This window comes from Candidatus Tisiphia endosymbiont of Micropterix aruncella (assembly GCF_965178575.1).
In the GTDB taxonomy this organism is placed as follows: domain Bacteria; phylum Pseudomonadota; class Alphaproteobacteria; order Rickettsiales; family Rickettsiaceae; genus Tisiphia.
The window spans coordinates 428,391-443,067 of record NZ_OZ238268.1; the positions used below are offsets into that span (position 1 = coordinate 428,391).

The window sequence follows — 14,677 nt, forward strand, 5'->3', positions numbered from 1 at the left end:
AAAGTATACTATTAGTGCTAGTTTATTTTATGTTATAATCTTCTGAAATCATCTAATTCTAATTAGGTATAGCTTGTTTAAGAAAATACTAAAAATAAAAATTGTTTTTGTAACTATTACATTGATTTTGTTGATCAGCGGAATCAATTTTTGTATATTTTACTTATTTGTACCTGGTTTACTTGCAGAAAGTAAAACTCTAATAATCAAGCCTAAATTGTCGATTAATCAAATTACTACGATATTAAATGATAACAAAATCATTAAATATCCTTATTTATTTGCATTTCTTACAAAAATATATTCATTAAAACATCCTATAAAAAGTGGGGAATATATTTTTACTCAAAATATTTCTCCAATGCAAACTTTAAAAATATTGTCCAGTGGCAAATCGATTATTCATAAAATGATTATACCCGAGGGTATGCTTGTGCATGAAATAATACAAAAGATTAATAATGAAGAACGCTTAATTGGTGAGATTCTAGGAACAATTCCTGAAGGATTTTTAATGCCATCTACTTATTTTTTTTCATATGGTGATCAAAAAGAGCAGATCATTGATAAAATGCGAAAATTAATGTCCCTGCAGCTTGACAAAGTCATGGAGAAATTATCACCCAATTCCCCATTAAAAACCCGTCTTGACGTCTTAATTTTAGCATCCATTGTAGAGAAGGAAGCTAGCTTAGATGCAGAAAAACCTTTGATTGCTGCTGTATTTCTAAATCGTCTTACCAAACATATGAAATTGCAAGCAGATCCAACGACGATTTATGCTATAACACTTGGGAAAGATAAACTAGCAAGGCGATTAACTAAAAAAGACTTAGCTATCCAATCACCCTATAATACATATTATGTCTTTAATTTACCACTTGGAGCTATTTCTTGCCCTGGAGTGAAATCTTTAGAAGCTGTAGTAAATCCTGCTAAAATTGATTCATTATATTTTGTTGTGAACATTAAGGGAGGACATAATTTTTCCAATAACCTTAACGATCACAATAAGTATGTTGAGATTTATCGCAACAGTTTGAAGGAGCATTAAGTATGGACAATACTGAATTTGCCAAATTGGCTGAAAAAACAATATCTTTAATTGCCGATACAATTGAAGCAGAAGATAAGAATTGTCTTATCGATATTGATTTTCAAGGTGATATTCTAACCCTAACTACTAACCAAGGAGTATTTGTTATTAACAAACACTCAGCTGCTAAAGAAATTTGGTTATCTTCACCGATTAGTGGTCCTTACCATTTTTATTATGTTGCTGGTAAATGGAAATCAAAATCCTCTGATGATCTAGTTGTTATTTTAGAGCAGGAGTTAAAAATTAATATGCTAAATTGTAGCTCATAGTACCCTACATTTTTTATATAACCACTATTAAAATGGCTGATAATCGTCATTGCGAGGAGTCGCTGAAAGCGACGACGCGGCAATCCAAGATTACGCGAAGCGTACTAGAAAAAACAGCTTCGCTGTTTACCTAGATCGCCAAGGCATCTAAAGATGCCTTGCGATGACGATTATAGAAAAATGTAGGGTACTATGATTGTAGCTATACTCTTCTGCTTTGAAGAATTGTTTTTTGAAAATATCATTGATTCGCATGCTCACCATTCATTTTCAAATCCAATTCTTCAAATCATTTGAGTATATTAGTTATTATCTTAAATTTAAGGAATAATATCTAAGATTCATGATGTTATATTATTGTACTCTTTACTTAATTCTTTAATCACCCAAATCCATATGGTACAAATTATGCCAAATACTATCATTAAATATATAGAAATAGATTGATAAGTCGCACAAGGCAAAATAATAAATATTAAAGACTGGAGAAGGGCACTTGCTGACTTTCCAAGTTTAGTACCAATTACGTCGGCAGCTGCTTTACCTTTTGTCTTAAGTTCGGTATCTAGAGGAACATATGACATTTCTTTTGTAGAATCAAATAAAGTATATTTACTTGATTTACTTAGAACATTGTTTACTAGTCCCATTGTAATAGCAATCAAAGAAGGATCAGTTAGCATGAAGCTAACCACTATTATGGCAGCAAACCCATCAAAGTTAGATACTGAAAAAAATAGCATGCCAGTTATAAAGACCATTATTGGCGTTATACTTGCTGCTGTAAACCAGCCCAACCTTCTTACAATATTAGAGCCAAGAATAACAAATAAAATGGTAAATATACCAGTAATACTTAGGTAATTGCCAACAAAAGCAGCAAATTCCGTAGGTGTTTTATAAATCTTTGAAGCTGATGCTTTCCAAGGTCCTTCAACTAAATTTATAGCTATACCATAACAAACAAGTAATGTAGCAATTAATCTAATATATCTTGAAGCAATAATCATTTTAAAACTTTCTATAAGAGTTAACGATTGTTTCTTGACAGAAAATTGCAGTTTTTCTACCTGAACTTTATCTAATATTTTATGGTTCAGCATCCAAAAAGTTGCCAATGCTATTACGCCTAATACCAGTACACAACCTAATATAATTTGTACTGAAAGTTCAGTCTCTGTATGTTGTAGGTCAAACTTTTTAATTAAAGATTGATTTAAATAAGCTAAATTTTCTAGAAACTTACCTGATATGTAAAGTCCCGTTTGAGCAAAAAGTCCAAATAAAGGATAGAATCTTTTCGATTGTTCCACCGAGGTTATATTATTAACAAATTGCCAAAAAAGTAATGCAAATATCACGCTTGGCCACAATTCTGCTATAATATAAAACAGAGAAAAACTCCAATTAGATAAAAGTAATATAAACCATTTCAAGTTTGGATAAGACTTTATTAAAACGCCAGCATGTTCACTACTCAAATGTAATGCTAGATGATTAGGAAAAATATAAAAGGCAAATAAGGCAAAAAATAGTAGGAAAATTGACAATATAAGGTAGAATATATATTCTCCTTTCATGTTATTTACTAATTTCACATAGATTATCGACAGCAGAAATGCCGAAGGTAGAACCCCCCAAAATTTAAGGAATGATACAGTTTCGGTACCAATCATGGTATTAACCAAACTGTCTTTTAAGGCTCTGATAATATTTTGTATAAATAAAATACAAAACATCAACAATGTTACATATAGAAATTTAGATAATTCATGCCTTTCGATAGGAAAGACATATTCTGACAGTCTATTTGTTAATTTTGAGGTAGGTGATGTATTGTGAGTTATAGAGAGATACGAAAAAATTTTAGAAATAACTGCCATATAAGGCCTAACCTACTTATTTATTGGTTAGGGTTACATATTAAAGCTTATTGTCTTTAGTGTCAAGAAGAATAAGCACGAATTTGAGCAGGGTAATTTAAAAGTCACAATCAATAGTTGATATAAACATAAATTTAACCGCTCTCGAGTTAGCTATATACGTTAATTCGGGATAAGGATTAGTAAAAATAGCAGACATATATACACTACGAAGAGCAATTAATGTATGAATTCACAGAAATGCAATTTATACATATCCAAAATCTTGTATTAGTTATAGCTAAAGCATTTTTACTAATCCTTATCCCGAATTGACGTTATATGTGACTACGGTTCATCCATGCTGCTTTTAAAAAATAATTCTTGAAAGCAGCGAAGAGTTGATACTATATTATTTTTATTACTGTTCTACCTACGTTGCTGTATTACCTGCTAAAGATATATCTTGAGTCTCTTCTAGTACATATTGGGGTGTTGTTATTATATCTATTGGGTGATCAACGTTTTCGTTCTTACTGTCAGAACTTTTACATGCTATGTATATAGCGACAGAACCTATAATAACAGAACCAGCAGCTAAACTACCAGCTATGCCTAAAATTGCTCCTGTTAACATTGTACTACTAACATCCTGATCGTGAGAAATTGGTTTTTCAGTAGTATTATTTTTAGGAGTAGTAATACCATCAAAGGTAGTAGTACCCTCTAATGTATAACCCTCACTTGTTGCACATTTTACAATATAATGTGCTGGCAAACTATCTTTATTATCTATTGAGTTAGGGCGAATCATAGAAAGAGTTGTCAATAACAGCATATCTTTAGCTGTATACGACTTAAGAGGCTCTACTTTAGGAAGAGCTTTATCTTGTTTTAAAAAATTATGTTTCCGGTAATGATTAGCCCAGTCTCCCTGAGTAAGGTTGTTACGTCTCATATTTTTTCCTCCTTGTACATTAACAAATTTGTTGCATTCAACTACTTTAGATAAAGTATCAATTAATATCAAGTGAAATCATTATATTTAATGATTAATATTCTAAATATAATAGTATATTAAAAATTATGATATTATTTGGTGTTAAAAAGATTTTCTCAGTATCTTTTGATTGACTAAAGAGGATTATTATAGTGTATATTAAATTTTGCTAGATTTCACGTTTAGCAAAAAATATATAAAAACATTTTAGGAGCGTATGATGATAAAAAAACAGAGATTAATTACTACTATAATAGGATTACTATTACTAAGTTCAAATAGCTTGGCAAGTACAACAGTTGCAAAATCAAATGCCAATAAAACTAATATTAGTAGTAGCACTAATGATGAATTACAAAAAATTGAGAGTGATTTCAAGTCTTATGCTGCAGGAATTTCAGCAGAACTAAGAGAAGAAATAACAAAATATAGAATAGAAGTGGCTAAAATTAATGGCCAAAAACGTGAATTATATAAAAAAATCTCACAAGAAGCTCAAAACTATCTTGCCAAAGAACGAGACTATAAAAAAAGAATACTATCCTTAAGCAAAAATTCAGCTGAAAACCAAGAGGATACTAGCTCTATTGAGAAAAAATCTGACAAAAAAGATTTGCCTAAATAATGCTTTATGAACAATTTCAGCATAATATTGAAAGGCTAGTTGATAGACCTCACCTGAGGTCTATCGCATTGGCTATTTCGGGTGGTTCTGATTCCATAGCCCTTTTAATGTTAACACATAAATGGGCTAGCACTAATAGTATTAAGCTAGTAGTGATGTTAGTTAATCATCATTTACGAGAGCAGTCTAAGATGGAGCATGAGTATGTACGAGACTTAAGCCATAAATTGGGACATAGATATCACCAGCTTCATTTCGATCACCAAAATAATTTTTCTAATTTACAAGCAAGGGCTAGAGAAGGTCGTTATAAATTAATGACTGATTTATGTAGCAAATTAGATATATTGACAATTTTAACAGCACATCACTTGGATGATTATATTGAAAATTATTGTCTGAGATTAGAAAAAAAAAGTAGCCTATTTGGACTTAGTGCTAGCAATATTAGTTGGTATAATAATGTTAAAATAGTGAGACCATTATTTAACATTCCGAAACAACAGTTAATTGCATATTTAGTTACCAATAATGTAAAATGGTTTGAAGATAAATCTAATGAATCTGACAAATATCAACGAAATATCATTAGAAAAAAGCTATCCCTAGGAGGAGAATCTATAAAGAATCAAATAATTTCTCAACAATCTAGAATTAACCAAGTAGTAGAAGAAAAATGGCAACCGGAATTGATTGCTTGCATTGCAGAATCAGTAAAAATTTATGATTTCGGTTTTGCTACTGTAAATTTATTAAAATTTGCAGAATTTTCTAGTGCAATAACACTACAGGTAATCAGTTTTGTACTTATCATTATTAGCGGTAAGAACCGCACTAGTAGATCAGGCTCAATAAGCATGATAACAGAACTATTACAACAAAAAATAGACTTTATTAAGACACTCCATGGTTGCGTGATTAAAAAAATTAGTAGTAATCTAATAATTTACCGAGAATTTGGTAGGAATTTACCTATAGATATTAGACTTAATAATGTAGATGCATGGGATGGTAGATTTCATTTCTATATCAATGAACTAGAATTCGCTCTAGCTCAGGAATTTGTAGGAGAGCCGGAACACAGAACCGCAAGCAGTACGAATAACGTATGTGAGGATTCGAGTCTAGCCCCGACGCCCAAATTACCAGCAGAAGTAGAATTATACAAGAGGTCTAATAATTCAGGTTATTTGATCAGTAACCTAACGATCAAGGATTATAGTAAAATAAGGCAAGATTTAGATTTTAAAATACTGAAAGACACAAGTTTTAACAATCATATAGCTATTTTATTCACCCTACCAGTAGTCAAGATACTTGAAAAAGTTATAGCCATACCCCATATATCGTATTATAATGACCAAGGTTTGGGGAGAAGGCTTAGTGTTTCTTTCTCTCCTAATTTTATATCGCGTTTTACACATTTCTGTTAGGTGAGTAGTAGATGAATAATCAAAGTAAGAATGTTCTAATTTGGGTGTCGATTTTTGTTTTAATAGTACTTGTTTTTCATGCGTTTCAAAATGATGGTTTTATTGGAGGAAAAAGTAATATCGCTTTTTCAGATTTTTTAACCAAAATTGATGAAAAAGCAATAAGTTCTGTTAAAATTCAGGGTAGAATAATTGATGGAACTCTAAGTGATGGATCTTCTTTTTCGACTTATGCTGCTGACTATCCAGATCTAATAAATCGCCTAAATAGCAATTCGGTTCATATTGAAATAGTGCCACCTGATACAAAAATGAACTTGTTGTTTAACATATTTGTTTCGTGGTTTCCAATGATTCTTTTGATAGGTGGGTGGGTATTTTTCATGCGTCAAATGCAAGGTGGAGGAAAAGCCATGGGTTTTGGTAAATCTAAAGCTAAGCTAGTTTCAGATAAAGGCCCGAAAATTACTTTTAAAGATGTTGCTGGAATTAACGAAGCTAAAGAAGAATTAACTGAAATTGTTGATTTCCTTAGAGACCCAAGCAAATTCCAAAAACTTGGTGGTAAAATTCCAAAGGGATGTTTACTTATAGGATCACCTGGAACAGGTAAAACTCTCCTAGCAAAAGCTATAGCCGGCGAGGCAAATGTCCCATTCTTTAGTATCTCTGGCTCTGATTTTGTTGAAATGTTCGTTGGCGTTGGTGCTAGCCGTGTTCGTGATATGTTCGAACAAGGTAAACGCAATGCTCCTTGCATAATTTTTATTGACGAAATAGATGCAGTAGGTCGACACAGAGGTATTGGTATGGGTGGTGGCAACGATGAACGTGAACAAACACTAAATCAAATGCTGGTCGAAATGGATGGGTTTGAGGATAATGAAGGGGTAGTTATTATTGCTGCAACTAACAGACCAGATGTATTGGATCCAGCGTTGCTAAGACCTGGGAGATTTGATCGCCAAATTACTGTTCCTAATCCAGATATTGATGGTAGAGAACAAATTTTACAAGTACATTTGAAGAAAATAAAATGTGCCTCAAATATAGTCGCTAGAATCATAGCTAGAGGAACTCCTGGATCTTCAGGAGCAGATCTTGCTAATCTTGTCAATGAATCTGCATTAATTGCTGCTCGCAAGGGTAAAAAAGAAGTAAGTATGGCAGATTTAGAAGAGGCAAAAGATAAAGTGTTAATGGGTGTAGAAAGACGTTCTATGGTTATGTCAGATGAGCAGAAAAAACTAACTGCTTATCATGAGGGAGGGCATGCATTGGTTGGGTTGTATTGTCCTGCTTCTGATCCAATTCACAAAGCAACTATTATTCCAAGGGGTAGGTCACTTGGAATGGTTATGCGACTTCCTGAAAATGATCGTTTTTCTATGCCACGTGATAAAATGGAAGCTGATATAGCGGTGGCAATGGCTGGCAGGGTAGCTGAGGAGCTTATTTTTGGCAGAGATAAAGTTACTTCTGGGGCTTCTTCAGATATTAAAATGGCAACCCAAATGGCTAGAGCTATGGTAACGGACTGGGGGTTAAGTGATGCAATAGGACCAGTATATCATGGTTCGAGTAATGAAGATCTGTATACTAGTGGTAGGGGAGCAGGTCATACTTCTGTACATACAGCAGAATTAGTTGATACAGAAGTGAGAAAAATTATTGAAAAAGGCTATGATTTTGCCAAAAATATATTAACTAAACATATTGATCAACTTCATTTATTAGCTAAAGTATTGATTGAACATGAGACATTGTCCGGTCAGCAGATTAAAAACTTGCTTAGTGGTAGGTCTATGAATTCAGAAGAGGAAAATTTATTTCCAATAAAAAATGACCATGGTGGTACTGTAAAAGTTAAGAAACTAAATCAGAAAAGAACAGCAGGGTAATTTAAAGTTGTGGCTACGGTAGAGAAGTGTGCTTTTAAATTGCTCTGAAATATAGTTAGAATTTTGGATAAGGAATAAACATGGCAGAACTTAGATTACCACCTAATTCTAAAGTCCGTAAAGGTACTACATATCAACATTCTGGAGAAGCGGTTAAGTTACGTAATATCAGAATTTATAGATATGACCCAGATTCTGAAGAAAATCCTAGAATTGATATTTATGAGTTAGATCTATGCAAGACAGGTCCAATGGTTCTAGATGCCTTAATTAAAATAAAAAATGAAATAGATTCTACCTTGACTTTTAGGCGTTCTTGTCGTGAAGGAATTTGCGGTAGCTGTGCGATGAATATAGATGGAACTAACACACTTGCCTGCATTAAGTCTATTGAAGAAATTCGTGGTGATGTCAAGATATATCCTCTACCGCACATGAAGGTAGTAAAAGATTTAGTGCCTGATATGTCGCATTTCTATGCTCAATATGAATCAATAGAACCTTGGCTAAAAACTGACAGTCCGCCACCTTCCAATACTGAAAGATTGCAGTCTCTTAAGGATAGAGAGAAACTAGATGGTTTATATGAATGCATATTATGTGCGTGTTGTTCCACCTCTTGCCCAAGTTATTGGTGGAATGGTGATAAATATTTAGGACCTGCGATTTTACTACAAGCCTATCGGTGGATTGCTGATTCTAGGGATGAGTATACTGGAGAGCGTTTAGATGCTTTAGAAGATCCATTTAAATTATATCGTTGTCATACGATTATGAACTGTACAAAAACTTGTCCGAAAGGTTTAAATCCAGCTAAAGCTATTGCAGAGATAAAAAGCCAAATAATAGAACGTCACGGAGTGTAAAGCGAATAGACAACCTAAGTTCAATATAGCATTAGTGTATCCTTGATGTTACTCCCGCGTAGGCATTGCCCGCATGGATCAAAAACACCAACGTAAGTAATGGTACTTACAGGATCAAAAACGATGTCATTCCCGCGTAGGCGGGAATCTAAAAAATAGCCTGCAAAGACTATTAGATATTATGGATTCCCGCCTACGCGGGAATGACATCTTTGATAGTTCATGCTACTACATACGGTAACTATTGATTGTGATTTTCAAATTACCCTAGAGCTAATCTTAAATAAAATATACTTGTTATTAATATAACCTCAATTCGATGTAACAAGTTAATACTAGACCTAGTATCATCTCTATTGTGGGGGATGTCACCCCTGCGTAGGCAGGGGTCTAAAGAAGTAGCAAGGATTAAGTGCTTAAACATTTTTAGATCCCTGCCTTCGCAGGGATGACATCGAGCGTGCAGAGAATAATAATTATTCTTACATCGATACTCGAGGTTAATATAAATTATTCGCTCACCATTTATTTTCTAATCCAATTCTTTAAAGCATTTATAGATAAAAATCACTCTACGTGATAATTTTTAATAAAATCAAACTTATAATTTCTTTTATGCAAAAGATCAACTAACTGACTTAAATTTTCTTTGCCATTAAATTGGTCTTGAAACATTTCATCATGCATAAGTAAAATTAATTTATTAGGTAAGACAGTATCATTTCTGTTAAATTTATCTTCTATCTCTTGCACTAATTCATCTAAGGATTGAATTGGCTTGCCATGCTGATTATGTGTCCATTCTAAATCCCAGCCATATAGATAGAAGCCATTTTTATATATTCCATCATCATCTATTCTTTCTACTTTATCTTCTTCTTTTGAAATATATGGATCATCTTTACTTAGGTTAGGGAGACGGAATACATCTCTACCTGGTAGTCTAGTATTGATATGTGAACCAGTGAAACCAAAAACAGTATTATTTTTTTTAAGATCCTTAATTACATCCGGAAGATGATGATAAAAATTCCTATAGTGGTTATTAGCGTGAGTATAGCTGTGATTTCCTATTTCAATAAAAGGGTTTTTTTTAGCTAGATCAACAGCTTTCTTTAGGCTAGGACTCGAATTATCATAATGTAATCCTACCATGAACATGGTAATAGGAGTCTTTTTTTGGGTCATGACATTAATAACATTTTTGGTTCCTCCAAGAGGACCATCATCAGATGTTATATAAATTGTTTTATTTGTATCTGCACATAATGCATAAGGTAGATTTACTATAGCTACGAAACAATAGATTAGGAAGATTTTGGTTATTCTCATAAATATATACCTGAGATTATATGGTTAAACCCCAATTCGGGATAAGAATTGGCAAATTCTTATCCCGAATTCGCGTGTTAAGTAGGTTGCTTTTACCGTAAATAGAATTGTACCATTACATTACCAAGTATACCAAAGTAAAAAATTGACAATTAACAATAAATATTTACTGGTAGTGATATTAATAGCGATGTAGTGGTTCATTTGAGTATAATTTTGCTAAAGACAAATAATCTTGTGGTGATAAATTTTCAGATCGAGAAGAATTATCAATCTTTAATCGAGATAACAAATCTTCTATGTGCGGGGTTAGTTTCTTCAAAGATGATTTAATCATTTTACGACGTTCACTAAAGGCTAGTCTAGTAATTAGTTCAACTTTCCCAATTAGTTCAGATGTTAATGGATTATCAAAAGGCACGAGTCTCACTATTGCAGAGTGGACTTTTGGTGCAGGGTAGAAAGCTTGCGGATTAACATCAAAGCATTTTTCGACTGAACAAAGTAACTGACATATTATTGATAATCTGCCATAAGATTTTGTCCCAACTTTACCACATATTCGCTCTACAACCTCTCTTTGCAGCATTAAAGTCATACTACTTATTAAGTATGATTTTTTTAACCATTTTATGACTAACTCTGTACCTATTTGGTAAGGTAAATTTGAAATAATAGTTATTTTATCATGTGTTTTGTCATGACTTAAGATTGATAGATCAAATTTAGAAGCATCTGAATGAATAATATGCAGATTAGGGTATAACTCTCTTATTTCCGTCAGTAACGGTATGCATCTAGCGTCAGTTTCAACCACAGTTAAAGATTTAGGGCTGTGGGAAAGGATAGCTCTAGTGAGTCCGGCTGTACCAGGACCAACTTCTAATACAGAGTCATTTTCTCGGAGACCGCTTACGCGAACTATTTTATCACATAGACTACTATCAAAAATGAAATTTTGACCATATTTCTTAATAGGAACAATACCATGTTGGCTGGCATGCTTGGCGATCGAAGGTAGTGTACTCGGATCATTCGAGTATATCACAAAGGTAGCATTATTTTGATATATGCTTTCTTACGCATATCCTCAAAGTATTTTTGGGCTTTTTGTGACATTTTTTTATTGGTCAGAAGATTTACTACATAATCATTTTCATCTAGAGTAACATTAACTATCTTTTTATTACACATTAAGATTAACTTAAACCCATCTTGCATCTCGAAAACACTACTTTTCTCTGCTGTATTTAAATCCTTGAGAATTGTTTGTAGCGTAGAATCTAGAGTACTTAAATTTTGATTAACTATCTCTAACGTAGAAAAATCTTTATATAAAGATTCTTTGATATCGTGACAATTTGTAAGGCGTTTTTGTAACCCATACATCTTTTGCAAAGTTTTATCCTGTTTATCTTTTGAAGTAAAGATTTGAGCCGATATTTCTGCATCTTTTGAATTAGTCGCTAATATTATAGCATCAACTTCTTTTGCACTAATAGCAACTGATCTAGAAATACTAGATAAAATATTCATTTTGATAATTTCAGCACCAATCTGAGATTTAAAACTATTAATATCTACAGATTTACTCTTCAAAAGTTGCATTAATTGTCCTTTTGCCATTTTATTACGTTGCTCAATAGTCTCTATAGACTCATTTAACTCACTATCAGAACTTTTTTTACCGTTTACAGACTGATAAAGCAATAAATCATTAATCACGCTGTTAATTGCCATCCTGTCAAGTTGCTTATCTGTTTGAGAATCAGGATTGTTAATATTGTTAAGTGCCATGATCATGTGTTTTCTAGCTAAAAATTCATGTAATGTAATTGGCTCATTATTAACTAATGCAACTATATTGGATAATTCTGCTTTCGCTATAGCTAGGTTAAAAACGATAGCAACTAAACAAAATAACTTCTTCATAATTTTAGACTCACATATTTAATATTTTTAAACCTATAGAAATAGCAGGTACAGCAGAATTCTTTTTTATTCCCCTACTACCATCTACCATATAATTGTCTGAAAGTTTTCCGGCTATTCTAACACAATCATTCAAGTATGTCACCTGGATACTCTTAGAAAGAACATTTAGTTTGCTTTTTGGCCAATTTACTCTCATATCATAGGCAACTGACCAATTTTCTGTTAATTGATAAGTGAAATTATAGTAAAATTGCCTTATTTTGTTATCAGTTAATTTATCTGTAAAATAATATTTCTGTAAATTTGAAATCTGAACCAATCCAGCAGTTAACTGAATTTTCTTAGAGTTAAGGCTTCCACCTAATTCATCTCTAATTGGATCAAAATTTCTACTTTTTCTAAATCTATAGAACAGCTCTATCTTATCAGCAAAACTACTAGCAATTCTACCAACATTTTCGATATTATTAATAGAGTTAGCATTAATAGCAGTGTTATAGGTTTGTCCTAGAAATAAACTTGTATAATTCTCTTCCGATAGTATAGAAGAATTAACCCCATAACTTAATCTATTGCCAAATTCATGATAATCTATACCACTATAGCGATTCGAATTGAATATATTATTTTCTGATAGTTCATATTTTGATGGATCAATAAAGGAAAATTTCTTATTAGAATTATGTCTACGTCCAATAGTTACGGATATAATTGGTTCTACAAACAGGCTAGTTTTATCAAAAATTGATCCAGCTAATGGGTAACGCCAAATATTTTGGATTTCAGGTGTATTTCTAGTTAGAACATGATTAGTCCTAGAATCATTTGGATATAAGTGATTAATAAAATATACATCTGATCTATTCCGTAAGGTAACATTAAACAAATGACCTGCCTCAGTTAAAAAATTATTATCCACTGCCAGTTGTAATGCAACTCGACCTAGTTCCTTTCCACTTCTTTCTTTATAGATTAATGCATTATTCTCTACAACTAAGTTACTAGTTTCTTCGTCATTTAGAGGTATAACATTCTTGGTTCTAACCTTGGGGAAAATTAATGGATTCGTACTACTAGAATCATTTGTTCCCAACCCTTCAAAATATATTCCTTCCGTCAATAAGTAATTATAATTATTGACATGTTCTAAATATAACTTAGACATTAAATACGGAGTATAATTGTTATAGTAATTTTTTAAATAAGCTTTATCAGAAGTACGTTGTAACCTAAATCCGTATCTATAATCGTTTTTGGTAAAATTACCATTGCTTAATAGATAATATGAGTTCACCTTACGGTTTTTTATCGTTACATCACCATCTTTTATAGAGTATGGTACTTTACCATAATTAGCGTCTAAAGATATATAATCAGTTTTATTCGGTTTGTAACGAGCTTCTAGTTCGAAAATTTTATATATAATATTATGCTTTTGCCAAAAAATCCTAGGGGTTAGAGTAAAGTCTAGATTAGGTTTAGCTCTATAATATAGCGGTATTCCCAAAGCATTATCCCGCACTCTAGGTATCAATATTCCCGATTCTGCGGGAGCCTTAGGTGTTGGATGAGAAAAATATGGTATATACAAGATTGGTACACCATATACCTCAAAAAATAGGTGATTATAAACCATTTTATTCTTATTAAGATATATCTCAGTATTTTTTGCAGAAACTTGCCAAATAGGTTTTTGGTTACATAGTATTTTGCATGGAGTAAAGGTAGTATTATGCAGACGAAAAACATCTTCATTTACTCTTTCTGCTAATTTTGATACTAATAGTGTATTATCACCAAAATATAAAATAAAATCTGAGATTATCCCTGCCTTTAGTTTGTCTTTTAATATAACAATATCTCCTAGAATAACTCTATTTTGCTGATCTTTAATTCTAATATCACCTTCAGCCCAAAGTTTATCTTGCCCTATATCATAAATCAAAGAATTAGCTGTTAGGAAGTAATTATCCAATATAACTTGAACATCACCTTTAGCATAAATAAGCTGTTCTTTTTGGTTATATTCAATATAATCCGCTGACATAAAGCTAAATTGTTTGTTCATCCCTTGCTTGTCAGCTATTGCAAAACCAAAAACCGATAACAAAGTAATAATAATCAATATATTGCAGAAAATTCGCATTAAAGATAACTTTTGAAGTGAGGGGGTATATAAAATGCGGTCATATAGTATATAATACTATATACTAAATTTGATATATTTATACGATAATCCGACGTTAAATAGTAGTAATTTTTAAAATTAGGTTGTTCTATAGCTAATTCGATTAGCTATACCTTCGAACTTTCGACAAAGTAAGGTTATCGATGGCAATGTGCCCTACAAGGATA

General features: G+C 32.2%; 12 protein-coding genes. 6 read left to right on the plus strand and 6 right to left on the minus strand.

Annotation, left to right across the window (positions count from 1 at the left end; genetic code table 11):
• The first annotated feature begins 85 nt into the window (after window positions 1-85).
• Together mltG and cyaY are read left to right on the plus strand one after the other, a co-directional pair.
• The gene (gene mltG / locus ACN1AG_RS02050) at window positions 86-1,054 is read left to right on the plus strand and encodes an endolytic transglycosylase MltG (RefSeq protein ID WP_417905631.1); all 969 of its coding nucleotides are present in this window, start codon (window positions 86-88) and stop codon (window positions 1,052-1,054) included.
• 2 nt (window positions 1,055-1,056) lie between these two features.
• The gene (cyaY, locus tag ACN1AG_RS02055) at window positions 1,057-1,368 is read left to right on the plus strand and encodes an iron donor protein CyaY (protein ID WP_417905310.1); all 312 of its coding nucleotides are present in this window, start codon (window positions 1,057-1,059) and stop codon (window positions 1,366-1,368) included.
• Between the two features lie 341 nt (window positions 1,369-1,709).
• Here the strand turns inward: cyaY and ACN1AG_RS02060 are convergent, their stop codons facing one another.
• Window positions 1,710-3,215 carry an Npt1/Npt2 family nucleotide transporter gene (locus tag ACN1AG_RS02060; protein WP_417905632.1) on the minus strand — a complete coding sequence of 502 codons (1,506 nt, stop codon included), beginning with the start codon at window positions 3,213-3,215 and terminating at the stop codon, window positions 1,710-1,712.
• 448 nt (window positions 3,216-3,663) lie between these two features.
• Window positions 3,664-4,188 carry a hypothetical protein gene (locus ACN1AG_RS02065; RefSeq protein ID WP_417905311.1) on the minus strand — a complete coding sequence of 175 codons (525 nt, stop codon included), beginning with the start codon at window positions 4,186-4,188 and terminating at the stop codon, window positions 3,664-3,666.
• A 259-nt stretch (window positions 4,189-4,447) separates the two neighbouring features.
• Between ACN1AG_RS02065 and ACN1AG_RS02070 the strand changes: the two genes are divergently transcribed.
• The 4 genes from ACN1AG_RS02070 to ACN1AG_RS02085 all read left to right on the plus strand — a co-directional run bounded on the left by ACN1AG_RS02070 (window position 4,448) and on the right by ACN1AG_RS02085 (window position 9,055).
• Window positions 4,448-4,855 (plus strand): hypothetical protein, encoded by a 408-nt coding sequence (locus ACN1AG_RS02070; RefSeq protein ID WP_417905312.1) that lies wholly within the window; start codon window positions 4,448-4,450, stop codon window positions 4,853-4,855.
• On the plus strand, window positions 4,855-6,288 hold the full coding sequence (gene tilS, locus ACN1AG_RS02075; RefSeq protein WP_417905313.1) for a tRNA lysidine(34) synthetase TilS: 1,434 nt from the start codon (window positions 4,855-4,857) through the stop codon (window positions 6,286-6,288). Before ACN1AG_RS02070 ends, tilS begins: the two co-directional genes overlap by 1 nt.
• Before the next feature lie 11 nt (window positions 6,289-6,299).
• Entirely contained in the window at window positions 6,300-8,189 is a 1,890-nt protein-coding gene (ftsH, locus tag ACN1AG_RS02080) for an ATP-dependent zinc metalloprotease FtsH (RefSeq protein ID WP_417905314.1), read from the plus strand.
• An 80-nt stretch (window positions 8,190-8,269) separates the two neighbouring features.
• Window positions 8,270-9,055 (plus strand): succinate dehydrogenase iron-sulfur subunit, encoded by a 786-nt coding sequence (locus ACN1AG_RS02085; protein ID WP_367364503.1) that lies wholly within the window; start codon window positions 8,270-8,272, stop codon window positions 9,053-9,055.
• Window positions 9,056-9,622: 567 nt separating this feature from the next.
• Here ACN1AG_RS02085 and ACN1AG_RS02090 read toward each other — a convergent pair.
• The 4 genes from ACN1AG_RS02090 to ACN1AG_RS02105 all read right to left on the minus strand — a co-directional run bounded on the left by ACN1AG_RS02090 (window position 9,623) and on the right by ACN1AG_RS02105 (window position 14,468).
• Window positions 9,623-10,387 (minus strand): polysaccharide deacetylase family protein, encoded by a 765-nt coding sequence (locus tag ACN1AG_RS02090; RefSeq protein WP_417905315.1) that lies wholly within the window; start codon window positions 10,385-10,387, stop codon window positions 9,623-9,625.
• Window positions 10,388-10,568: 181 nt separating this feature from the next.
• Window positions 10,569-11,432 carry a 16S rRNA (adenine(1518)-N(6)/adenine(1519)-N(6))-dimethyltransferase RsmA gene (rsmA, locus tag ACN1AG_RS02095; protein ID WP_417905633.1) on the minus strand — a complete coding sequence of 288 codons (864 nt, stop codon included), beginning with the start codon at window positions 11,430-11,432 and terminating at the stop codon, window positions 10,569-10,571.
• The gene (locus tag ACN1AG_RS02100) at window positions 11,432-12,319 is read right to left on the minus strand and encodes a SurA N-terminal domain-containing protein (RefSeq protein ID WP_417905316.1); all 888 of its coding nucleotides are present in this window, start codon (window positions 12,317-12,319) and stop codon (window positions 11,432-11,434) included. The genes rsmA and ACN1AG_RS02100 overlap by 1 nt, the downstream gene beginning before the upstream one ends.
• Window positions 12,320-12,329: 10 nt before the next feature.
• Window positions 12,330-14,468, minus strand: a complete 2,139-nt coding sequence (locus ACN1AG_RS02105; RefSeq protein ID WP_417905317.1) for an LPS-assembly protein LptD — start codon at window positions 14,466-14,468, stop codon at window positions 12,330-12,332.
• Between the last annotated feature and the right edge of the window lie 209 nt (window positions 14,469-14,677).